We start from the raw sequence: 22,952 nt of genomic DNA, 5'->3' as shown, positions 1-22,952 counted from the left end.
CCCTCTCCCTTCGCCGTCTGTTTCGTTTTTCATCTTTCATCGAGGCCTCATGCGGGATAGTTCCTCAGGCCGGCTTGACATCCCGCAGCCAAAAATAGTAATGTTCTATATTTTCAGTATAACGGACGAAAGCCATGAAAGGAAACGATTTTTTTTATTGGAAGAAGGAAGAAGTTTATGCGCCGGAACGGGGCATGCTTCGCTTCGGAGGCGACGGATACGTGAACAAATACGACACGCATCGATCGTCGACAAGGTAAATCGACTGCAGCACTTCATAAATGAGCTGTTTTTCCATCGCCAGCCATTCATCTGCGCGGATCGGGATGTATTTTTGCCTCGGTTCGTTCCATTCATAAAGGGCGACGGTAAACTTTTTTTGGCGAAGATCGAGCTTGACGATAAACATGTAAAGCTGGCTCGTGCATTTAAATACAAAATAGAGCTGGGCTTCCTTTGAGCAGGTGATCGTGCGGAACAGCGCCTCGCCTTCCGATGCAAAACGCATCCGTCCACCTTCGTTTTTCAGCGAGCGCAGCGAATCGGTGAAACTGGCCGGGGCGATCGTTTTCAGCCGCACGGAAAACGGATTTTTCATTTCCTTAATATAGATGTGGTACATTTTTTGGGCGTGTTTCTCCCCGTTTCGTTCACAAATGACAAAATCGGCAAGATAGATGTTCACCTTGACCCCCTCTTTTTGGTTCGTAATTTACCATTTTTAACTAATTGTACTATGTCCTTCCTGGACAAAAAAGATGCCGAACGACGAAATCACGGACAAATCCGTTCTGATTTAGAAACAAAGATAGAAATGAGCGAAAAAGGAACAACCATTGACTCCATGCTTTTCTATCTTTAAAGAGTAATGATGAAAAGCGTGGTGACGAACGATGACAAACTTGGGGGAGACGCTCAAACAACTGCGAAAACAACGGCGCTGGACACAGGAACAGCTGGCCGAGCAGCTGAACGTGTCGCGTTCGCAAATCAGCAAATGGGAAAACGGCAGCTTGCTTCCGGATGTGCAGTCGCTTGAGAAGCTCTGCCAGTTGTTTGACGTCAGCGCCGATTTTTTGCTTGGCGGCGAAACGCGCCAACGCGAGCTGTTGCGCGAAGTGACGGACATGTACGGAACGGCGGACGTGCACGAAACGGTGCTCGCGGCGTTGGACTACTTGCTTCATAACCATGAGATGAGCGAAGCGGTGTACGCGCTCGCGAAGCTGCCGGATAAAAAGCGAAAACATGTCGAAACGATGATCGTGACGATCGTAAAAGAGTGCTCCGAGCTCATGTAGCTCCCCTCATGCTGAAAAAAAGCGCTAACAACGACGTGCTAGCGCCATCCGTTGGGGAGTGTTTGGGGACACGTTCTTTCTCTTGAGGATTCGCTTTGAAAGGCATGTATGGGGAAACGACTATACGTGCTCCGGCCATTCTGGTTTCTTTCCGGAGTGGAGAAATTGGACGGACTCCGCGACGACTTCGGTGACATAGACGCGTTGACCGTCTTTTTTATCGTAGCGGCGCGTTTGGATTCTCCCCGTCACCGCCACCATCGATCCTTTTCGGCAATAATTGGCGGTATGTTCCGCTGTTTTCCGCCATAAAACGCATGGAACGAAATCGGCGTCAATCCCCCCTTCCGCGTTGCGGAAATTTCTCGCCACCGCCAGCGTGACAGTCGCGACGGCAGCCCCTTCGGCCGTGTAGCGAAGCTCGGGATCTTTCGTCAACCGGCCGACCAACACGACTTGGTTGATCATGTGTTGGCGCATCCCCCCTTTCCTCCACCGCACCTTTATGATAACGAATCTCGTTTTGGGTCGTAAAATCGCGATTTTTGCATTTTTTGGCGCACTCTATGGATACAATTCAGCGAAAAAGGCGAAATCTTCGTCGACAATGGCGGGGCAAAATGGCGTTTTTGCCATCCGACGGAAAATATGCAGATCGTTTTTCAGCAGGAGGGGCGGCATCCCGTTTTTCTTCCCTCGTCCGCCTGTGCTATAATCTTGGATAAGACAACAGTAACGAGGTGGACGAGATGAAAACGTTCAAGCTTGTCGGGCTCTCGGTCATCGACGACGACATGCACCGCCAAGACATCCCGTTTATTGACGGGTTGATCATCAACAAAGAAGACGGGCAAAACCGCTGGCTCGTGGAGGTGTATTTGGATGACGACTATGAGCCAATGTTTGTGAACTTGCAGCGGCGTCCAGAGTTTCAACTGCAAGTGACGATCACCCACACGAGCAACGACCCGGCCAACATGCTCGTCGCCGTCCGTTCGATCACGAAAATGAACGGCCACATTAGCGTCTTGATGGAAGGGCTGATGATCCCGCGGCGCACCCATTTGGCGGAAGTCGTGCTGGCCGGCCTTGTCAAGAAAGGGCTGCAAGGCGAGGCGCTGCTTCAAGAGTTTCGCCAGCAAATGCATGAGCGAATCGATGCCAAGGCGCCGCAGGAACGGAAAAGGTAAAAGGCTGGAGAGCGCACTTTCCAGCCTTTTTGTTTGCCTTCCTGCAGGCAAGTGGATCATCCTCTTGGAAACGCCAGGGCATCAACCCGAACCGGGCGGGCGGTGACGATGCAGCGCTTCGGAGCGCGGCCGATGAGGCGAAACGGGTAGCACGTTGTCACCGTCAGCGTTGGGCGCGCTTTCTCGACCAAAACGGTCCGGTCGTTGTCATCGACGATGCGAATGTTGACGATGCGGTAATGGATGGCGGCGCGATCCGTCCGAATGATAAGCGCATCGCCGATCTCAAGCTCGCCAAAGCGGCGGAACACAGTATCGCGGTGCCCGGATAGCACGACATGCCCTCGTCCCCCCGGCCAATCGCTCGCTGGATAATGGCCGACACCTCGGCGCAATTCTTGTTCGCGGACGCCTTCATACACGGGAATCGCCGCCCCGAGCTTTGGGATGGCGAGCTCACCAAGGTAGACGCCAAGCGGTGCGTCTTTTTGCGCCGAACGTTCCGCTGGAAGGCTTGCGGCCGGCGGTGAGGAAGGCGCAGGAGCATCCCGCTTGACCGCCATCCAGCCGACGGTGTACCAATAGCCGTTCCAACCGGCCGCCGCCGCCCCAATGACGATCGCCGCCAGCGCCGCCCATTGGGCGGCCCGGCGCTTCCACGAAACCCGCGCGGGCTTGCCGTTCACGTTCCTTCACCCTTTCAGCCGCCCGACCCGCCGGTAAAGAAGGAACCCGGCGGAAGCGAGCATCAGTCCGGCCAACGTATAGGTCAAATACGGCGACGCCGTCTCCGGCAGTTTTTCCCCATACATCTTTCCTTTCATCTCTACAGCGAGCAGCCCCGCGTCAATGCCTTTCTCCCCCGCGCGGACGATGTAGCCTGATGTGAGCATCTCCCGCGTTATGGCGATATCGGCGACCTTCTCGCCTTGGCGGGTGTACAAGCGAACATGGATGGGCTTCGCTCCGGCCGTCTTGATGTCCGGCACGTCCGCCTTAAGCTCAAGCAGGCGAAGCCCCTCTTCCCACATCGCCCGCAGTTTGTGGCGCTCTTCATCCGTCCACGGCCCTTCCATCTCCGCAAACGGACGCAGCCGTTCACGAAGCGCCGCCAGCCGCCCGGCTAACTGCGGGTCGTCAAGCGAGGCGATATGGCGGGTGAGGGCGCGCACTTCTTGTTCCGTCATCCCGAGCGCCCCAAGCAAGTCGTTGATTTGCTGCATGGCGGCGTTGTGCTGCGAGTAAAAACGGATGGCCCGGTCCAAGTCTTCGACAAATGTGTAGTCTTGCACCGTTTCGCCAAACTGGCCAAGCAGCGCCTCGAGCTCCTCGACCGTCAGCCCGTGCCGGCGCAGAACGGCATGAAGCCGCTCGTCAGTGATGGGCGTGCCAAGCCATTGTTTCATCTCATCCATGGTGCGAAAATCGGCGGCTGTCAAGCCGTATCGGTCCAAATAGTCCAACAAGTCGCTCACTGTCCAGCCGACGCTCTCAGCGTACTGCTCAAGCTCGCTTCGGCTGATGGCCGCCGCCCCAGCCGGAAACGAAGCGAAAACAGCGACAAGCACCGCCATTCCTAGCCATTGCCGCATTCGTTCTTCCTCCCTTCCGCTTTCTTTGGCGTACATTGGTAGTATTTTCCGAACATGCCGCTCTTATGTACGCCAACGAGCGAAAAAAGAAGAAAGCTCGGCTTAGAGCGCTTGAACGCTCTCCCACCTACGCAAACGCTTAGAGATGGGAGATTCTCGGGAACACCCGCCATAAGGCAGACTGCCAGCCAGACCATCCCCCGTCTGTCCCTGTGATTTGGCGGTTCCAACGAAGTCCTTCTTTCAAGATATTTTGAGCGGCGTTGGGGAACATCCATGATGGAAGACGCTGATTCATTCCCCCCTTCGGCTGATCGCGTGAAAGTGGGGGCTTCTCGGTTCATAAGAACAGGCGCCCGAGTTTCGGACGCCTGTTTCGCGTTAGGAAAGGTGACTTACGGTTGCCTGTTGGAAGTAGGCGTTGTACAAGGCGCGAACCGCCTCGTTGACGACTTCTTCTTTGACGCCGAACATCATGCTCACTTCGGATGAACCTTGGTTGATCATCTCCAAGTTGATGTTGGCGTTGGCGAGCGCGGTAGTCGCTTTCGCCGCCATCCCGATCGTTTTTTCCATTCCTTCGCCGACGACCATAATGAGCGCCAAGCCGTACTCAATCGTCACCTCATCGACGGCAAGCTCCTCGCGGATGCGGGCGAGGATGCGCTCATCTTTTCCATCCACGAGTTGATCTGCCCGCAAAATGATCGACATGTTGTCGATGCCGGACGGCGTATGTTCGTAGGAGATGCCTTCGTCTTCTAAAATTTGCAGCACGCGCCGGCCAAAGCCAATCTCACGGTTCATTAAGTATTTGCTGATGTTGATGCTGCAAAAGCCAGTGTCGCTTGCAATGCCGGCGACTGGTTCGTCGATATGATTGCGCTTGGCGACGATCCACGTGCCTGGAGCGGCCGGGTTGTTTGTGTTTTTTACGCAAACGGGGATGCCGGCGCGATAGACCGGCTCAAGCGCCTCGTCATGAAAGACGGAAAATCCGGAATACGACAGTTCACGCATCTCGCGGTACGTGATTTCTTTCAGCTTGCGGGCATCGGCGACGATCGACGGGTTGACGCAATAAATCGAATCGACGTCGGTAAAGTTTTCGTACACGTCCGCTTTGACGCCCGCGGCGACGATCGAGCCCGTAATATCCGACCCGCCGCGCGGGAACGTGACGATATGGCCCGATCGGGAATAGCCGAAAAATCCCGGGATGACCAAAACGCCGCGACGTTCGCGCAGCTGCTTCAGTTTGTCGTACGACTCCGGCAGCACTTGGGCGTTGCCCGGCTCATCGGTGACGATGATGCCGGCTTCAAGCGGGCTGACGTAGCTCGCCTCAAGCCCGCAATCTTGCAGATAGAGCGCCATGAGCCTTGCGTTATGGTCTTCGCCGCTCGCTTTAATGGCGTCAAACAACCGAGGCGGCTCGCTTCGATAGGCGCTGATTTTCGACTGCAAGTCATCGACAAGCTCGGCCAAAAAGCCGTCGGCTTCCAGCCCCAGCTCATTGGCGATGTCAGCATACCGCTTCACGATCGCTTCCATTGTTTCCTCATGCGGCTCGCCAGCCACAACTTGTTCGGCCAGCTGGATGAGCATATCGGTCACTTTCACATCGTCCTTGTACCGTTTCCCCGGCGCCGACACGACGACGATGCGGCGCTCGATATCCGAGCTGACGATGTCGGCCACTTTACGGAATTGTGCAGCGCTCGCCACCGAACTTCCACCGAATTTAGCTACTTTCATCGTTCATGACCCTTTCTGTCGAAAGTCTCTATAATTGTTTATCATATCACATTTTTCCGCCCATGGAACTATTCATTTTTTAGAAATTTCCGCCAACGTCCCAAAACGCCGCCATCGCCGGCCATGACTCTTTTCAAAACATATAGATGCCACTTGAAGCTTTACCATTTGCCGCTTTTACCGAGCATTGGATCGACTGTCGAGCGACCGAACAACGCCGCTTTCAGCCCCAGTATGGGTCTGTGAAGCGGATGGTTGTTCGGTCTTCCAAGCTACAGGCTTGCCCTCGACAGTCGAAAATGGACAAACCGCTTTTCCGTCAAGGATATGTTAAACTTCTTCGTTGCATCTATCAGATGCCGCTGCAACAGGCCCCCCGCCTTGACAAACGAATGACGGCTCAGCGCAGCGCCGTGTTCCCATCGTCCTTCGATTCTTTTTCCGCAAATCACTTCTCACGTTTGCGCCACATTGCCGCGGCGGACGTTGGCGATTCCTTCTTTGCAGACGCCGTACGGCAGCCACGAGCAGTCGCGGCATAACTCGTCCAAATCATCCGGCTTGACCCGTTCCGCCGTCCGCCGAATCAGTTCGGACTTCCAATACACGTTGCCTGGCTCCAAGCCTAAATGGCGAATGACGTTTCCGTCAAGCGAACGGACGTGGGCATCGGAATTGGGGCCGGCTTCACACGTTGTCTCCCCATGATGCGGGCAGGCGAGGCACGCCTCATCGAGCGCCGCGACGACTTCAATCGGGAAATCGTCGTGTTCATCGCGAATGCGCGCCACGATCTCCCACATTTTTTCCACGAACGACGGGCTGTAGCCCATGCCGCGAAACCCGTGCACACAAAGCAAATGATGACCGCGCAAACGAACCGGTTTCATCTTCTCTCCCCTTCCTTTTTTCCGGATGACCTTTGACCAACCGAACCGTGTCGAAGTGAACATTTGGAGATGGGAGTGTCTGTTGGCAGTACTTGGCTTCCACACACAACAGACAGACCTACGCTCGATGTTTGACGGTTGCAACGTTTCCTGCAACCAACTCCATCCATCGAGCAGCCGTTATGGGAGTGCCTTTATTGAACGGTTTTCTCCACGTCTTTATTCTATCATACACAAAAGAAAGGGGGAACGCGTATTCCTCTCCCACTTACTCCCTTTGGTCGTTGAAGTGGGAGTCTCCTGCGCGAAATAGAGATGAAACGATGGATCCCAATCTTCGCTCAAACCGCCGTTTTCCTCCGTCAATTCGGAAACATAACGGATCTGCTTTATCCCGACAGCCGTCATGATACAATGAGAACAGGGAACGATGTTGCTGGGAAAGGACTGGCTGATCATGACGAAAGAAGAATTGGCACGCTCGCTTTCCGTCTTGCTTCATGAGCTGACGAAATCATGGCGGAAAGAAAAAATTCATTCTGATGTGCTCGAAATCATTATGAAGCTGCGCATTCAAACCGATGACGACGAGCAATACGTTGCCGATCTGCTCAACAACATCGCGTTTGCGAGCGAATCGGCCCATGCGCTCAAGCAAATTTGGGGCTATATGCTGCGCGAGCAAACCTTTCTATCGCCACAGACGATCGAGGCGATGCTCGCGGACGCCCAGCGCAAGATCCAGCGCCGGCTGTCCGAGATGACAGCCCGCTATGAGCGGCCGTTTTTATCCATCGACGATCCGCTCGAGCGGAAACGCCAACTTGAGCGCTCCTACAGCGCGCTTCTTTTGTTCAACCGGATCGCCACCGACTTTTTGCTTGAGTTCGTCCGCGAAGAAAACGAAACGGCCGCGAGCGTCTTTTTCGCCGCCGATCCGAACGAGGCGATCGAAGCGTTCCATCATCTTTGCAGCGTCTACGCAAGCCGCTGGCTGGAAGGCTTGGAAGTCGATTGATGGCCGAACCGTCGATTCAAGTCCTTGAAGCCAACCAAGGGCGCCCCAAACGCAGCGGGGCGCCTTTTCTCATCACCATCTATACGGCTGCATGGACATTTTCGACTTGACAGTATTGTCCAGTCATGATATTGTATTCATTGGAAAGAATTTTTATAATATTCTTTCCTCTGTAAGCGAATACAAAAAAACTCAAATGGAGGAGGAATCGGGGATGATCTACGCACAACCAGGCCAGCCAGGCGCGCTTGTCACATTTAAAAAGCGCTACGAAAACTTCATTGGCGGCAAATGGGTGCCGCCGGTCGACGGCGAGTATTTCGAAAATATCACACCAATCACCGGACAGCCGTATTGCGAAGTGCCGCGCTCAAAAGCGGCGGACATCGAACTGGCGCTTGACGCCGCCCATGCGGCAAAAGACGCATGGGGACGCACGTCTCCAGCGGAGCGCGCCCGTTTGCTGAACAAAATCGCCGATCGGATGGAAGAACATTTGGAAATGCTGGCCGTCGCCGAAACGTGGGAAAACGGCAAGCCGATCCGCGAGACGCTCGCGGCTGACATTCCGCTTGCCATCGACCATTTCCGCTATTTTGCCAGCTGCATCCGCGCGCAAGAAGGCACGATTTCAGAAATCGATCACGACACGGTCGCCTATCATTTCAAAGAACCGCTCGGCGTCGTCGGGCAAATCATCCCGTGGAACTTCCCGATTTTAATGGCGGCCTGGAAACTCGCGCCAGCGCTCGCGGCCGGCAACTGCGTCGTGTTGAAACCGGCGGAGCAAACGCCGACGTCGATCCTCGTTCTCATCGAACTCATCGAAGATTTGCTTCCGCCTGGCGTCGTCAACATCGTCAACGGCTTTGGCTTAGAAGCCGGCAAGCCGCTCGCCTCGAATCCACGCGTGGCGAAAGTGGCGTTCACCGGCGAAACGACGACCGGACGGCTCATCATGCAGTACGCCTCGCAAAACATCGTGCCGGTTACGCTCGAGCTGGGCGGCAAGTCCCCGAACATTTTCTTCGCTGATGTGATGGACAAAGACGATGACTTTCTTGATAAAGCGCTTGAAGGCTTCACGATGTTCGCCTTAAACCAAGGCGAAGTGTGCACATGCCCGTCGCGCGCCCTCATCCATGAGTCGATTTACGACGCCTTTATGGAACGGGCGCTTGAGCGCGTCAAGCAAATCAAGCAAGGCAATCCGCTCGATACGGAAACGATGATCGGCGCCCAAGCCTCCTCCGAACAGCTCGAGAAAATTTTGTCATACATCGACATCGGCAAACAAGAAGGCGCCGAACTTTTGATCGGCGGCGAGCGGAACATGCTCGAAGGAGAACTGTCCGGCGGCTATTACGTCAAGCCGACCGTTTTCAAAGGGCATAACAAAATGCGCATTTTCCAAGAAGAAATTTTCGGCCCGGTGCTCGCGGTCACGACGTTTAAAGATCACGACGAAGCGCTTTCGATCGCCAATGAGACGCTGTACGGCCTTGGCGCCGGCGTCTGGACGCGCGACATCAACACCGCGTACCGCTTCGGCCGCGGCATCCAGGCCGGCCGCGTGTGGACGAACTGCTATCACATTTATCCGGCCCATGCGGCATTTGGCGGCTACAAGATGTCCGGCATCGGCCGCGAAACGCACAAAATGATGCTCGACCATTACCAACAAACGAAAAACTTGCTCGTCAGCTATTCGCCGAAAAAACTTGGCTTGTTCTGACATTGGTCCACCTGCTCTTCCACAGCAAAAGGCAGCGCCGACGCGCTGCCTTTTGCCCACTGTTGCATCCATTGCCGCCAAAACCACGCAAACGCCTTTTGATGATGGAATGGAAAACAACGCAGCAACCATTCCATTCGACGAATCCAGCGCAGCTGCGCCAGGCCGGCGCCTGTCTTTGACCGTGATGCGAAAGGAGGTGCATCCGATGCCTAATGAACCGAAAGTCATCGCCACCGAAGCGGCGTTAAAATTGATTGAAAAATTAAAGGCGAAATACGGCCCACTTATGTTCCATCAATCCGGCGGCTGCTGCGACGGCAGCTCGCCGATGTGCTACCCGCTCGGTGAGTTGATCGTCGGCGATTCCGACGTTTTGCTTGGCGAAATCGGCGGCTGCCCGTTTTACATCGCCAAGGCGCAATACGAATATTGGAAGCATACACAGCTCATCATCGATGTCGTTCCGGGGCGCGGCGGCATGTTTTCACTGGAAGGCCCGGAAGGCGTCCGCTTTCTCACCCGCTCGCGCGTCTTCGGCCAAAGCGCGGATGCAGGTGCGCCGTAAGCCGCCCATTGCGGGATGCCGCTGTGAACCCGCCATGTGCGATGTATGAATCGCTTGTCCAATGAAAAGCACGGAGCTCGACCGCTCCCCTTCGCCCCCGTTCCCAGATGCTTTATCCCCTTCGGAGCGGTTTGTTCGTCGCAACAAAAAAATGGCGGTCCGCCACCTGACCAAATGAGGCGTGGTCCGCCATGTCCTTTTCTTTACTCAGCCTCTTTTGCCTGCTTCATCGCCTCTGCCCGATCAGACAAAACAATCCGTTTCAAGCCGAACACTAAAAGCAAGCCGACCGCGATAAACGCGAGCCCGAACCAAAAGACGGCTTGCAGGGAATCGACAAGCGATTGCTTCAGCACCGGCACGAACATGTCGCGCAGCAGCGCTGGAATCTTGGCCATCGCTTCCGGACTGAGCAGAACGGAATACAGCCCTTGCGGATCATCATGGATCATGCCGGCAAAGCGGTCGACAAGCCCTTTCGCTTGCGCCGGCAGCGCTTCGAGCTTTGGCATGAGCCGCTCGTCAAGCAAGGCGCTCGACCGGTGGTTCATGATGGCGCCAAGCACCGTCATCCCAAACGTCCCGCCAATGGAACGGAAAAACTGGCTCGAAGAGGTGACAACGCCAAGCTCCGATTTCGGGAAGCTTTCTTGCAAGGCGAGCGTCAAAATCGGCATCACGAGCCCTGTGCCAAGACCGAGAATGATCATATACATCGTCGCCGCCCATTTGGACGTGTCAACATCCATCGTGCCAAGCAGCCCGAATGCGGACGCCATAATGATCATGCCGGCGACGAGTTGCGTTTTCACTCCGATTCGATACACCAAACGGCCGCCAAGGACGCTGCCGATGATCATCGTGATCATCATCGGCGTCATAATCGTCCCGGATTGGGTGGCGCTCACACCGACAATGCCTTGCATAAAAAACGGCACAAACATAATCGCGCCAAACATGCCGACGCTCATAAAAAAACCGATGCCATTGAGCAACGTAAACGTCCGATTGCGGAACAACCGAAGCGGAATGATCGGCTCCTCCGTCCGTTTTTCCGCCCAAACAAACAAAGCGAAAAAGACAACCGCGGCCGCAAACAGCGAGACGATTTGCCACGACCCCCACGGATATCGGTCGCCGCCAAACGTCAACCCCAACAACAAGCTGACGACGCCCGCCGTCAACGTCGCCATCCCGGCGATGTCAAATTTCACTGGCCCTTCGGCTTTATATTTGCTTATCCCCATCGCAATCAGCACCGTGGCGAGAATGCCGACCGGCAAGTTGATGTAAAACACCCAGCGCCAGTTCAAATGGTCGACGATAAAGCCGCCGATTTGCGGGCCCAGCACTGAAGCGAGACCGTACAAACCGCCGAACACCCCTTGCCATTTCGCCCGCTCCTTGCCGGTGAACACGTCACCGATGACAATCATCGCCATCGGCATCATAATCCCGCCGCCCAGTCCTTGAATGCCGCGGTAAATGATGAGCTCGGTCATATCGTTCGCCATGCCGCAAAGCGCTGAACCAGCTATAAAAATGACCAACCCGCTCACATAGACAATCCGACGGCCCAATAAGTCGGCGAGCTTGCCGGCGATCGGCACGACCGTCGTCGACGTCAACATATACGCTGTCGTCAGCCACGTCATAATCCCCAATCCGTGAAGCTCCCCGACGATGCGCGGCATCGCCGTGCCGACGATCGTCCCGTCTAATGCCGCAAACAGCATGGCAATGATCAGCCCGGTAATGAGCAACGGACGATGACGAATGGTGATCGCTGGCACTGTTACCGCTTTTTCCATGGTTCTCTCTCCCATCCATTGAGTCGTTGATACGCTTCCATTTCTTGGCTCAGTGCGTCCAAAGCCGACGCAAGTCGAGGCGCCTGTTGATGGCGCAAATACAAAAGCAGCGCTTCAACGATATAGGCGCGCGGCGGCTCATTGCGCCCAAGCACTTCCTCCTCCAGCGCCGCTACGGCTTCAAGCACATCGTTCGCCCGCTTCGGATCAAGCCCGTTGGCGGCCTCCCGGACGGCGGCGAACGCCGAAACCAGCCGCTCCCGCTGGCGCTTGCGCTCGCGCTCTTCGAGTTCTATCCATGGCACGAGCGCCTCCTTGGTCAACAACGGGCGCTCGCCGGCCGCAAAGCTAGCAACAATGGCATCAATGCGGCGCACGAGAAAACGAGCCGTTGCGTCCGCATCAAACGCCTCCTCGCGAAAAAAGAAGTAAAACAAATATTGTCGGATGATGCCGTTGGTCATCATGGCGACATCATACACATACGGACAGACTTCCTCTCCGTACACCTCCGCCAGACGGGTGCAATACCATAAAAAAAGGCGCCCATGCTGGCGGAACATATACCGTTCCACTTCCGGATTGACTTTCGGCAATTGCTCCGACATCATCATACGCAAAAAGTCTTTGTACTCGCGAATGTGAGAAAAATGGGCAGCCAGCTGGCGAGTAAACCGTTCTTTTTCCGTCCCTTCCCCGCCGTCCGCCATGAAATCAGCGACCATTTTTTCGCTGTAGTAGCGGAGCACCGCCAGCAACAAATCTTCCTTCGAGGCGAAATGGTGATAAAACGCTCCTTTGGAAATCCCCCATGCCTCGACCAAATCTTGAATCGACGTCTCATGATACCCTTTTTCGGCAAACAATTTCATTGCCGCCTCAATAAATTGGACGCGCCGTTCATCCATGGCAACGACTCATTCCTTTCCCATTCGCTGTCATCCATTGCCGATACGACGGCAACACCGCGCGCGGTTTCACGAAATCAACCCGTACGCCGCGCTGTTGCAGCCATTCAACCAACCGTCGAACATCGGTCATTGTCCTCGCCTCCATATCCCATATGACCATTTGGTCAAAACGATTATAAACTACTGTTATAAAGGTATGCAACTCAAAAACGATATTTTTTGACCAAATAGTCATTTTTTCAGACTAAATTTGTTGAACAATCAGTCAACATCCCTGCCTTCAAACAAAAAAAAACGGCCCCACCGCCTGATTGAAGACGGTGGACGGCCGTTCTTGCTATTCATTTGCCGCCGCTGCGAGCGCCAAGGCACCCGCAACACCGGCGTTGTCGCCAAGCCCTGGGAGGACGATGTACTCGTCGATCTTCTCGAGAATCGTTTCGTGCTGAACATACCCATTGAGCAACTCCTGCACATGACGGCGCACAAGCGGCAACACGTGCGTCTGCTTCATGACGCCCCCGCCCGTGATCACCTTTTTCGGCGATAAAATGAGGATGTAGTTGGCGATCGCTTGGGCTAAGTAAAACGCCTCAAGCTCCCACACCTCGCTCCGGTCGGCCAGCTCCGCCCCCTTTTTCCCCCAACGCCGCTCAATCGCCGGGCCGGACGCCATGCCTTCCAAGCAGTCGCCATGATACGGGCAAATGCCGGCAAACGCGTCATCCGGATGGCGGCGGACCAATATGTGGCCCATCTCCGGGTGAAGCAGCCCATGCAGCAAGCGGCCTTCGATGATCGCCCCAACGCCGATGCCGGTGCCAACCGTCATGTACAGGCAGCTGTCAAGTCCTCGCGCCGCCCCCCAGCGCTGCTCGCCGAGCGCCGCCGCGTTGACATCCGTGTCAAAGCCGATCGGCACGGGAAAATGCTGCTTCATTGTGCCGACAAAATCAAACTGCGCCCACGCCTGTTTCGGCGTGCTCGTAATGTACCCGTACGTTGGACTGTCCGGACGCAAATCGACCGGGCCAAACGACCCGATGCCAATCGCCTCGATGCGGTGCGGACGGAAAAAGTCGATGACGTGCGCCATCGTCTCTTCCGGCGCCGTCGTCGGAAACACCGCTCGTTCATGGATGTTCCCCTGTTCATCGCCGATGGCGCAGACAAATTTCGTGCCTCCAGCTTCAATGGCTCCTAGGATCATATGTACGCCTCTCTTTCTTCATCTGCTCTTTTCTTGTATCTATCTTACTAGAAAAAGGGAGAGGGCATCAATGACAAAAAGCCGCTGATCAGCGGCTTTTTGAAACATAGCGCAATCGATTCTATTGTCTACCGGGTTTGTTGATCTACACTGCTGATTGGCTCACCCCTTCACCGAACCAGCCAACAACCCACGGACAAAATATTTGCCAAGGAAGATGTACACAAGCAAGGTCGGCAGCGCCGCCAACAGGGCTCCCGCCATTTGCACGTTCCATTGGACGATTTGACTGCCGGATAAGTTTTGCAAGGCGACCATGATCGGCTGTTTGTCCGACGTCGTGATCGTCACGGCGAACAAAAACTCGTTCCAAATGTTTGTAAACTGCCAGATCGCCACGACGACAAATCCAGTGATGGACAAGGGGAGCATAATATAACGAAAAATACGGACAAACCCAGCGCCGTCGATTTTCGCCGACTCAATCATTTCATCGGGGATCGCCGCGTAGAAATTCCGAAACATCAGTGTGGTGATCGGAATGCCGTAGACGACATGGACGAACACAAGCCCCGGAATCGTGTTGTACAGCCCGATTTCGCGCAAAAATTGGATGAGCGGAATGAGAATGCTTTGATACGGAATGAACATCCCGAACAAAATGAGCGTAAAGAGCGTATCCGCTCCTTTAAACTTCCATTTCGACAGCACATAGCCGTTGAGCGACCCCAACAGCGCGGAGAGCAGCGTCGCCGGCACGACGAGCAAAATCGAATTCCAAAAGTTCGGGGCGAGCTTGTCAAATGCCGTCGCGTAGCTGCTCCAATCGATCGTTGACGGCAGCTTCCACATATCGGCCAATGTCACTTCATCGAGCGGCTTCAAGCTCGTTGTGACCATGACATACACCGGCAACAGGAAAAACACGCTCATGACGAGGGCCAACAAATACAAAAACGGCCGCGCCCACACGGATCTCGCCATCACGATCCCCCCTTCCGGCTTGAGATAAGATACGGAACGATAAAGATGGCGACCGACAGCAGCATCACGATCGCAATCGCCGCGCCGTTGGCGTAATAGTTGCCGCGGAACGTCGTTTCAAACATGTATACGCCCGGCACATCGGTGACAAAGTTCGCCCCCGGCCCGGTCATGGCGTAAATCAAATCGAAAATTTTCAGCGAAATATGGGCCATAATGATGATGACGCTGACGGTGATCGGCCGCAGCAGCGGCAAAATGATTTTCCAATACAATTGAAACTCGGTCGCTCCGTCCATCCGCGCCGCTTCCCGCACTTCATCCGGAATGGCGCGCAGGCCGGCGAGATACATCGCCACCGCAAATCCGGTCATTTGCCAGACGGCCGCCACGACAACAGCAACGATGGCGACAGGAACGCCAAATTCGATTTTCCCCCAATGGAATCCGCCAAGGATGTTCGTATCCGTATACCATTTTCCATCAAGGCCAAGCGGTTTCAAAAATAGATTCACACCCGTTGACGGGTTGAACAGCCATTGCCACACGACTCCGGTGACGACAAATGACAAGGCCATCGGGAAGAAGAAAATGTTGCGGAACAGCGACTCGCCGCGCAGTTTTTGGTCAAGCAAAATGGCAAGCAGTTGGCCGAGCACAATGACGGCGGCGATAAACAACACCGTAAACACAAGTGTATTGCGCAAGTCGGCCTGGAAGCGGAAATCATGAAACAAATACAGATAGTTTTTCAACCCGGCAAACGACCAATCCGGCACGAGCGAATTCCAGTTGCTCAAGGACACATACCCCGTCCAGCCGATAAACCCGTACACAAATAAGAAAATCAGTACGACCGACGGTGCCAAAAACGCCGCTGCCAGCCAATGATCGGCCGTCCATTTCCGCTTTTTCCGCACCGCGGGGACAGCCGCTGTCTTCTCGGCTGGCGTGATGTTGACCGTTTCCACTAAGATCCCTCCTCATGATGACGAAAAGGGGAAGAGAATGGCTCCCGTCCCCTTTTCCCGATTACTTCTTCAGTTCTGCGGCGGCCGATGCCAACGTGTCGATGAACGTCTTCACATCTTTTTGCGTCACGAAAATGTTGACGGCCTGATTCACCTTCGTGACAAACCCTTCCGGCGCTGCCGAACCGTGCGCTAAGCTCGGCGCCAGCTCCGCCGTCTTGAAGTCTTGCATCGTTTGCTTGCCGTATTCATCGTACTTGGACGGATCAGCGTCAATGCGAGCCGGGATCGAGCCTTTCAGCGGGTTAAACGCATCTTGCCCTTCCACCGAGCCAAGCACCGCTAAAAATTTCTTTACATCATCCGGGTTTTTCACGCCTTTCGGCAGGCCGAACGTATCGGTAATGACCATAAACTTGCCTTCCGTATTCGGCACTGGCACATAGCCGAAGTCTTGGTTCACCTTCAATTTCAAATCGTTGACAAAATAGCCTTTCACCCAGTCTCCCATCACGTACATGGCCGCTTTTCCTTCAGCGACGAGCTGAGCCGCGTCTTGCCAGTTGCGCGAGCTATGGTCTTCGTTAATATAGCCGAGCATTTTCTTAAACGTCTCAACCGCCTGTTTCACTTTCGGATCGTCAAACGACAGTTCTCCGGTCCAAAGTTTTTGGTAGTTGTCCGTTCCGAGCGTGCCAAGCAGCACGTTTTCAAACAGGTGCGTCGCCGCCCACGGCTCTTTGTCGCCCAAGGCGAGCGGCGTAATGCCTTTTGCTTTCAGCTTATCCGCCGCTTGGAAAAACTCGTCGAACGTTTTCGGCGGCTGGAGTCCGTTGTCGGCAAAGATTTTTTTGTTGTACCAGAGCACGTTGCCGCGGTGAATGTTGACGGGCACGGAGTAAATGTTGCCGTCTTTGCTTACCATATCGATAAGCGCTTTCGGGAATTTGTCCATCCAGCCTTCTTTTTCATACAAATCGTTGAGCGGCTCCATTTTGCCAGCCGCAACCCAGCCTTCATTCAGCTCCGCTCCGCCGTGCACTTGGAACGTTGATGGCGGGTCGTTCCCTTGCATGCGGCTCGCCAACACCGCCTTGGCGTTCGTTCCGGCCCCGCCGGCGACTGCGGCGTTTTCGACTTTAATATCCGGATATTTTTCTTGGAACAGTTTGATGAGCGCTTTTAAGCCGTCTTCCTCGCCGGCTCCCGTCCACCAGCTGAAAATCTCGAGTTTCTCTCCCGCTTTTTGGCTGCCTTGTTTGGCGTGATCGGATGAAGAGTTCGAGCTGCTGCAGCCTGAGAGCGCCATCCCAATTCCAAGCGCCAACGCCAGCCATGCGGATGCTTTCTTTCTCATGGTTCTCCCCCTTTGTCTTTTGTTTTTGAAACCCCTTTCAACATCGAGTGTACCATGCGCTGTCCAGCAAACGGCGGCTTGATTTCTTCACTTTTTTGCGTTTTTCTTCACTTTTTTGTTTTCCGTTCTCCTGTCAGGCAAGCGGTGCAGCGGACAGCCATTTCGCTTTTATGGCGTGAAAAAAGCCCGTCTCCCCATCCAGGGGGCGGGCTTCGTTTCAGACGCCGGAAGAGGGCGGGGCAGCCTGCTTTGTCTGCGGGACTTACCTTTTGACTTGCCATGCACCTTCCTTGTTGGAGACAGCACTCCCCTTGTCAGCGCGCCTGCACTTTTTTCCGGTATTCGCTCGGCGACAGGCCGGTCTGCTTTTTAAAGACGCGGCTAAAATAGTTGGGATCGTTGTAGCCGACTGAAAAACAAATTTCTTTTAAGCTTTGGTCCGTCCCAGCCAGCGCTTCTTTCGCCCGTTCGATGCGCACGTTCGTCACGTAGTCGATAAAGGTGATGCCAAAGTGCTCTTTGAACAGTTTGCTGAAGTAGTATGGGCTCATCCCGGCTTGTTCCGCCACCTCCTCAAGCGTCAGCGGCTCGGCGTAGTGGCGGTCAATGTAGTCTTTCGCCTTGCCGAGTTTGCCATACGCTTGCTGCTGGCGCCAAACCTCGAGATCAGCGGCGATGCGGTCCAGTTCATCAAGCGCCGCTCGCTTCAATTCTGCCGCCGACCGGCAGGAAGCAAAGGAAGCGAGCCGCTCATAACGAATGCCCAGCTCCGATAGAAGACGCCCGAGCCACACAAAGGTCTCTTCCGCTTTGCGGCCGGCGGCCGGCAGTGAATGAGAAGAGGCCAGTTCCTCTATATACGTCAGACAAATCATCCGGGCTTGCTCGATGTCGCCAAGGCGCAGCGCTTCAAACAGCTGCTTATCCCGTTCCGCTTCCCCGCCGGCGCGCGTCGCTTCCGCCGGCAGAAACCCCACTTGTGCTTTTTGCCGGTCGGCGTAATAATGAGCGGCCGACAGCGCCTCATAGTACGAGGAACGAAGTTGGTCAAGGCGGGAAAACGGGGAGCCGAGCCCGATATACAGCGCGGCGCCGTACCGGGCCGAAAACTGCCGCGCCAAATCGAGCGCCAATGCCTGGATGACGGGCTTCCAGGCTGGCTCGCCATCGTTTGGGCTGCGGAAAAACAAGACCGGCAGGCGCCGGTTCACCATCCGCCCGATCCAATAGCGCGTTGGCGCCTTCCCGCTAAGCTGCTTGTCCAGCCATGATTTCCATTCGTCAGCCACCCCTGCATCCGGGAACTGAATGACGAGGAACATCCCCGACGCAATCGAAAACGGCAGCAGTTCCTTCCACCGCTCCCACTCATCAGCCGATACGTCTTCTGTCATGAGGACGGACAGCCATTCGCTTTCCACAAGCGTCTGCAACCGGCGAATCTGCTCCTCGAGCTGGCGGCTGCTCTCCTCGTGTCGCCGCTTGGCCGCCACTTCTTGGCTGACCCGTTCCAAAGCCGAAATGACCTCCTCCTTCCGGCTCGGTTTCAATAAATATTCCTTGACGCCAAACCGCATCGCTTGTTTCGCATAGTCGAACAAATCAAACGCCGACACAATAATGAACTCCAGATCGAGGCCGTCTTGGCGAATCGCTTCGATCGCTTGCAGCCCGTCAAGGCCGGGCATTTTGATGTCAATCAGCATGATATCCGGACGATAACGCTTGGCGATCTCGACCGCCTCGCGCCCGTTGGCGCCCTCGGCGACCACCTCGATATCCGGAAGGTGGTCGCTAATCATTTTGCAAAGCGCTCTTCGCTCCAACGCCTCATCATCGACGATCGCCACTTTCACCGTTCATCCCCCCTTGCCATCTTGGCAGCCATAACCGCACCGTCGTTCCTTTTCCTAGTGCAGACTCGATTTCGGCCACATCCATCACTCCGTAAAACAGCTGCAGTCGGCGAATGACATTGTGCAAGCCGATGCCGGTTGAATGGCCGCGCCCTTGCTCACGGCGCGTCCGCGGTTCTTCGCCGCGGATCAACGCTTCAAGCTCCGCTTTCACCTGCTCATCCATGCCAACGCCATTGTCGCGCACTTCCACAACGACCCGCCCGTTTTCGGCGAAAACGGACACGGACAGCTCGGCTCCCTGCTCGTACGTCTCAATGCCATGGATGAACGCATTTTCAATCAGCGGCTGCAACGTGAGCGGCGGAATCGGTTGATCGAGGCAAGATGGTTCCGCCTCTAACGAAAACTTGATCCGATCAAAAAACCGCGTCTGCTGGATGAAGAAATATTCACGGGCGATGCGCACCTCATCGGCAAGCGTCACCGTCCGCTGCAAATCACCCAAGTTGTAGCGCAAAATGGCCGCCACCGCTTCAATCAGCCGCGACGTTTGCTGGGCGTCCTCCAAGTACGCCATCTTCGCAACCGTGTTCAGCGTATTGAATAAAAAATGCGGATTGATTTGGCTTTGCAAGCTTTTGAGTTCCAGCTCCTTCACCAGCCGGTCGAGCTCAGCCTTTTGTTTCATCTCCGCAATCAGCTGCTTTAAATTGCGGCGCATGTCATTAAACGTGATCGTCAACAGCCGCAGCTCATCGTTGGTCATCGGCTCAATATCCGGCCCGTCCAGCCGCCCGTCAGCGATGGATCGGGCAGCGCGCGAGAGAAGAATGATCGGCTTCGTTAAGTGGCCGGAAAAGAACACCGCCAGCAAGGCGCCAAGCAACAACGTCGTGACAAACAATCCCATTCCCATATAGCGGAAATAGCGGTTGCGCCGCTCCACTTCATCGTACCGCCGTTGGTAGGCCGTCAGCTCATCGTCAATCAAGTTTAACGTTTCCTCTTGCAAAAAGGACGCAATGTTCATCGTTTCATGCAAGTGGGATGAGTACAAGCCAATATTTCCAGCTTGAAAATGATAGACCGTCAGCGCCGCCTCCTCCAGCAAACTTTCAATCATATGTTCATAGTTTTCCGCCGCCAGCCGGTCGGACAGCACTGGCAAGATGGCGCCGAGCTGCCGGCGGCGTTGCTGCAGCCAGCGGAACTCCCGCTCATAAGCGCGTGCATACCGTCCTTCTTTTTCCGAGACGTACGCATTGAGCTGTTCCATCATTCGGTTTGCCCGCTGCGACACCTCATTGAGCAACAACAATCGGCGCATCCGTTGATCATAATCGCTCATCATCTCTTCGCTCGTCTGATACAAAAGAAACACCGCTCCGTTCAGCAAAAGCAAAAAAACGGTAAAGCAAAGCAGCATCTTCGTCCGAATGTTCATCTGAATTCCACCCCGCTGTCACCGGCGCTTTGTTGCCTGCATCGTCCTGCCGCTTCAAGTCGAACGTGTTCGAACGTCAAGGACGGCCATCTCTCATGCTTTAGCGCTCGCCAACCCTTCTCCGCTTTCAGCCCCCTCCCTACGGAGGCCTGGCAGGCCCCTTCATGGCGTGTTGATCTCATAATTGCGCGCCGGGCGCAGCGGCAAGTCTTTTTTCCGAATGACTTTCGTCTCCGTATTCGTCACCACCGGCACGTCTTTCCCGGCGACGATCTCGGCCATCATTTTGACAGCCTTGTATCCCATTTCATACGGCTCCTGCACCACCGTCGCCGCAATCGTTCCTTTTTGCAAATAGCGGATCGTCTCCGGCAGCGTGTCAAAGCCAATAATATACGTCTTTTGCTCCCGATGAAACTGCTCGACCACCTTGGCAACGCCAATCGCATCAAGCGCGCTCGTGCCGTAAAACGCATTCACATCCGGGTGCTTTTTCAAAATCGTATACGCCTTTTCCGCGGCTTGCACACGCGTAATGTGCGACTCTTCGATGGCAACGATGCGGATTCCTTTTTCCTGTCTCACTGCATCCTCAAATCCGCGCACTCGCAGCTGTTGGTGCGCCGCCGTCAAACTGCCGGTAATAATCGCGACCGTCGCCTTGCCCTTTGTATCCTCAGCCAACGCCCGTCCCGCGAGAAAACCGGCATAATAATTATCCGTTCCCACATAGGCGACGCGTCGGCTCGTTGGAGCATCCGTATCGATCGTCACCACAGGAATATTCTTGTCCGTGATTTCGTTAATCACTGGGACAAATTCCGCTTCCGTCAACCCTTGGGTGATGATCCCATCGACTTTCGCTGCCGCGGCTTTTTTCAAAATGCGCAAATGCTCATCAATATTCGCCTGCCGCGGGCCGATATACTCGAGGTCAACCCCCAGTTCTTTCGCCGCCGCTTTCGCTCCTTTTTCCACGAGCCGCCAGTAATCATTATCGAGTTCCTCCGGCACAAGCACGAAATGATAGGCCTCTTTTGTTGTTTCCGGAACCCGTTCCTTTTCTGATTTCGGATACGCATACACGTTCCAAGCGCAATAGGCGGTGAAGGAAGCGCTTCCAATCAGCGCGGCGATGCCGCCCCCGTAAAACAGCCGTTTCCACCAATCGCGCATCTTGATCCCTCCTACCGCCATTGTACACGAACGTCGGGGCGCTAGCCTAGACAAAAGAAAATGGATGAATTGCATCTATATGAAATCCAAATAGGGGTCAGTCCGGCCGGCATCATTCGCCATGCGGCGATGGCCATGCCCATCATCAAGTGCAGAGCGAGCAAAAAAACACCGTTCCGAAACAAGCTCGCTGCATCGGAACGGGGTCTCTCCACTCGTTTATCCTTTCAACTTTTCCACTGCCTCAACCGACAGTCCAGTCAATTCACAAATCGTTGGCACATCATATCCTTTCCCTAGCATCCGTTTCGCGATGTCCATCTTGCCTTTTTCGATTCCTTTTTCGATTCCTTTTTCGATTCCCTTTTCCATCCCCCGTTGCTCATACGACACGATGAGATCCGTCACTTTTTTCGCTTCCTTCGTTCCCATTTGGTTCACCTCGTTTCGCAATTGGATTTCCTCTTGTTCGGACAGCGTCAAATACGTCTCGAAAAATCCAAACAACAGCCGCTGTTTCGCTTCATCAAGCTCCAAGCGGACGAGCATGCGCAAAAATTCTCTTTTCACTGCCACTCTCTCACTTTCATTATACCCCATTTTGCTTAACAAGGCGGCCGCGACCGGGTTGTCGCGGCGAATGTACTCACGCCATGGCTGTTTGCGCAGTTCAACAGTAAGAAAGCGGAAATCGACAACGGTTAGGAACGGAAACTTGATGGTGAACGAGGACGGTTCATCGCGGTGTTCGTCATAGCTGAAGATGGCAATGGGAAGAATGCGACGGCGGTATTTTTGAAACAAACGGCTGACATAAATGAACATGCGCTCGGGAAACGTCGGCTGCGTGTAACTTTGGTGTTCGATATGGACGATGATCAGCCCATCTCCCCCTTTCAATTTTGTTTCCACCAATAGATCCACACGGTGCTTTTCGCCGGCCGCCACATCCGTAAACACCTCTTCGGACAAAAAGGAGACGTGGCGGAAGTCGACTTGTTCATACACGTGCGGAAAAAACAAAAGCAAAAACTCTTCAAAAAACGTCGACAGCAACTCCTTAAACAACCGGTCGTGATCGATTCGCGTTTCGGACACGGTCTCCCTCCTTGTGATATTTGAACTTTCTTTATTTTCTTCGCCGCGCCTTGGGCAAAATCCTGCCGAAAAGGCTGGT

Annotated in this window: 23 protein-coding genes; 5 read left to right on the top strand and 18 right to left on the bottom strand. The window is 54.6% G+C overall.

All coding sequences use genetic code 11. The features are described 5' to 3' along the window. Nucleotides 1-175: 175 nt before the first annotated feature. The gene (locus JCR24_RS06410; protein ID WP_011232659.1) at nucleotides 176-685 is read right to left on the bottom strand and encodes a hypothetical protein; all 510 of its coding nucleotides are present in this window, start codon (nucleotides 683-685) and stop codon (nucleotides 176-178) included. Nucleotides 686-893: 208 nt separating this feature from the next. Here JCR24_RS06410 and JCR24_RS06405 point away from each other — a divergent pair, with 208 nt between their 5' ends. Further along, complete coding sequence (locus tag JCR24_RS06405; RefSeq protein ID WP_129447611.1) at nucleotides 894-1,301, top strand: helix-turn-helix domain-containing protein; 408 nt, start codon at nucleotides 894-896, stop codon at nucleotides 1,299-1,301. A 120-nt stretch (nucleotides 1,302-1,421) separates the two neighbouring features. Here the strand turns inward: JCR24_RS06405 and ssb are convergent, their stop codons facing one another. Continuing rightward, a complete protein-coding gene (gene ssb / locus JCR24_RS06400) occupies nucleotides 1,422-1,781 on the bottom strand; it encodes a single-stranded DNA-binding protein (protein WP_011232661.1) in 360 nt (119 codons plus the stop codon). Nucleotides 1,782-2,050: 269 nt separating this feature from the next. Between ssb and JCR24_RS06395 the strand changes: the two genes are divergently transcribed. Then, a complete protein-coding gene (locus JCR24_RS06395) occupies nucleotides 2,051-2,491 on the top strand; it encodes a YwpF-like family protein (protein WP_238980324.1) in 441 nt (146 codons plus the stop codon). A 56-nt stretch (nucleotides 2,492-2,547) separates the two neighbouring features. Here the strand turns inward: JCR24_RS06395 and JCR24_RS06390 are convergent, their stop codons facing one another. The 4 genes from JCR24_RS06390 to JCR24_RS06375 all read right to left on the bottom strand — a co-directional run bounded on the left by JCR24_RS06390 (nucleotide 2,548) and on the right by JCR24_RS06375 (nucleotide 6,731). Next, on the bottom strand, nucleotides 2,548-3,177 hold the full coding sequence (locus tag JCR24_RS06390; RefSeq protein ID WP_238980323.1) for a class D sortase: 630 nt from the start codon (nucleotides 3,175-3,177) through the stop codon (nucleotides 2,548-2,550). A 6-nt stretch (nucleotides 3,178-3,183) separates the two neighbouring features. Next, on the bottom strand, nucleotides 3,184-4,083 hold the full coding sequence (locus JCR24_RS06385) for a processed acidic surface protein (RefSeq protein WP_238980322.1): 900 nt from the start codon (nucleotides 4,081-4,083) through the stop codon (nucleotides 3,184-3,186). Nucleotides 4,084-4,464: 381 nt separating this feature from the next. Next, nucleotides 4,465-5,841, bottom strand: a complete 1,377-nt coding sequence (locus JCR24_RS06380) for an aspartate kinase (protein WP_238980321.1) — start codon at nucleotides 5,839-5,841, stop codon at nucleotides 4,465-4,467. A gap of 455 nt (nucleotides 5,842-6,296) precedes the next feature. Beyond that, nucleotides 6,297-6,731 (bottom strand): DUF1284 domain-containing protein, encoded by a 435-nt coding sequence (locus JCR24_RS06375; protein ID WP_011232666.1) that lies wholly within the window; start codon nucleotides 6,729-6,731, stop codon nucleotides 6,297-6,299. 430 nt (nucleotides 6,732-7,161) lie between these two features. On the opposite strand from JCR24_RS06375, the gene JCR24_RS06370 reads away from it, so the two are divergent. Both JCR24_RS06370 and adh read left to right on the top strand, forming a co-directional pair. Beyond that, nucleotides 7,162-7,749, top strand: coding sequence for a hypothetical protein (locus JCR24_RS06370; protein WP_238980320.1), 588 nt, complete (start codon nucleotides 7,162-7,164; stop codon nucleotides 7,747-7,749). 214 nt (nucleotides 7,750-7,963) lie between these two features. Next, entirely contained in the window at nucleotides 7,964-9,484 is a 1,521-nt protein-coding gene (adh, locus tag JCR24_RS06365) for an aldehyde dehydrogenase (protein ID WP_060788611.1), read from the top strand. Here the strand turns inward: adh and JCR24_RS06360 are convergent. Next, nucleotides 9,454-9,621, bottom strand: coding sequence for a hypothetical protein (locus JCR24_RS06360; RefSeq protein ID WP_238980319.1), 168 nt, complete (start codon nucleotides 9,619-9,621; stop codon nucleotides 9,454-9,456). The two genes, adh and JCR24_RS06360, sit on opposite strands and share 31 nt — an antisense overlap. 71 nt (nucleotides 9,622-9,692) lie before the next feature. Here JCR24_RS06360 and JCR24_RS06355 point away from each other — a divergent pair, with 71 nt between their 5' ends. After that, on the top strand, nucleotides 9,693-10,052 hold the full coding sequence (locus tag JCR24_RS06355; protein ID WP_238980318.1) for a DUF779 domain-containing protein: 360 nt from the start codon (nucleotides 9,693-9,695) through the stop codon (nucleotides 10,050-10,052). A gap of 203 nt (nucleotides 10,053-10,255) precedes the next feature. On the opposite strand, the gene JCR24_RS06350 is transcribed toward JCR24_RS06355, so the two are convergent. From JCR24_RS06350 to JCR24_RS06300, 11 genes are all read right to left on the bottom strand, one after another. Next, entirely contained in the window at nucleotides 10,256-11,863 is a 1,608-nt protein-coding gene (locus JCR24_RS06350; protein ID WP_238980317.1) for an MDR family MFS transporter, read from the bottom strand. Beyond that, nucleotides 11,848-12,771, bottom strand: coding sequence for a TetR/AcrR family transcriptional regulator (locus JCR24_RS06345; RefSeq protein ID WP_238980316.1), 924 nt, complete (start codon nucleotides 12,769-12,771; stop codon nucleotides 11,848-11,850). The genes JCR24_RS06350 and JCR24_RS06345 overlap by 16 nt, the downstream gene beginning before the upstream one ends. Then, complete coding sequence (locus tag JCR24_RS06340) at nucleotides 12,764-12,904, bottom strand: hypothetical protein (protein WP_013146496.1); 141 nt, start codon at nucleotides 12,902-12,904, stop codon at nucleotides 12,764-12,766. Before JCR24_RS06340 ends, JCR24_RS06345 begins: the two co-directional genes overlap by 8 nt. A gap of 207 nt (nucleotides 12,905-13,111) precedes the next feature. Next, entirely contained in the window at nucleotides 13,112-13,984 is an 873-nt protein-coding gene (locus tag JCR24_RS06335) for an ROK family protein (RefSeq protein ID WP_255781519.1), read from the bottom strand. A gap of 162 nt (nucleotides 13,985-14,146) precedes the next feature. Next, complete coding sequence (locus JCR24_RS06330; protein WP_238980315.1) at nucleotides 14,147-14,968, bottom strand: carbohydrate ABC transporter permease; 822 nt, start codon at nucleotides 14,966-14,968, stop codon at nucleotides 14,147-14,149. Further along, a complete protein-coding gene (locus JCR24_RS06325; RefSeq protein WP_033026436.1) occupies nucleotides 14,968-15,939 on the bottom strand; it encodes a carbohydrate ABC transporter permease in 972 nt (323 codons plus the stop codon). Before JCR24_RS06325 ends, JCR24_RS06330 begins: the two co-directional genes overlap by 1 nt. A 61-nt stretch (nucleotides 15,940-16,000) precedes the next feature. Beyond that, nucleotides 16,001-17,296, bottom strand: coding sequence for an ABC transporter substrate-binding protein (locus JCR24_RS06320; RefSeq protein WP_238980314.1), 1,296 nt, complete (start codon nucleotides 17,294-17,296; stop codon nucleotides 16,001-16,003). Nucleotides 17,297-17,610: 314 nt separating this feature from the next. Beyond that, on the bottom strand, nucleotides 17,611-19,152 hold the full coding sequence (locus tag JCR24_RS06315; protein WP_238980313.1) for an AraC family transcriptional regulator: 1,542 nt from the start codon (nucleotides 19,150-19,152) through the stop codon (nucleotides 17,611-17,613). Continuing rightward, entirely contained in the window at nucleotides 19,130-20,599 is a 1,470-nt protein-coding gene (locus tag JCR24_RS06310; RefSeq protein ID WP_011232679.1) for a sensor histidine kinase, read from the bottom strand. Before JCR24_RS06310 ends, JCR24_RS06315 begins: the two co-directional genes overlap by 23 nt. A gap of 162 nt (nucleotides 20,600-20,761) precedes the next feature. After that, nucleotides 20,762-21,775, bottom strand: coding sequence for a sugar-binding protein (locus JCR24_RS06305; protein WP_238980312.1), 1,014 nt, complete (start codon nucleotides 21,773-21,775; stop codon nucleotides 20,762-20,764). A gap of 219 nt (nucleotides 21,776-21,994) precedes the next feature. After that, nucleotides 21,995-22,873 carry an Rpn family recombination-promoting nuclease/putative transposase gene (locus JCR24_RS06300; RefSeq protein ID WP_023634299.1) on the bottom strand — a complete coding sequence of 293 codons (879 nt, stop codon included), beginning with the start codon at nucleotides 22,871-22,873 and terminating at the stop codon, nucleotides 21,995-21,997. Between the last annotated feature and the right edge of the window lie 79 nt (nucleotides 22,874-22,952).

It is taken from the genome of Geobacillus sp. YHL (assembly GCF_022341265.1).
Taxonomy (GTDB): Bacteria; Bacillota; Bacilli; order Bacillales; family Anoxybacillaceae; genus Geobacillus; species Geobacillus thermoleovorans.
Note: the sequence above shows the minus strand (reverse complement) of the source record. Positions and strands in the feature narration are given on the sequence as shown.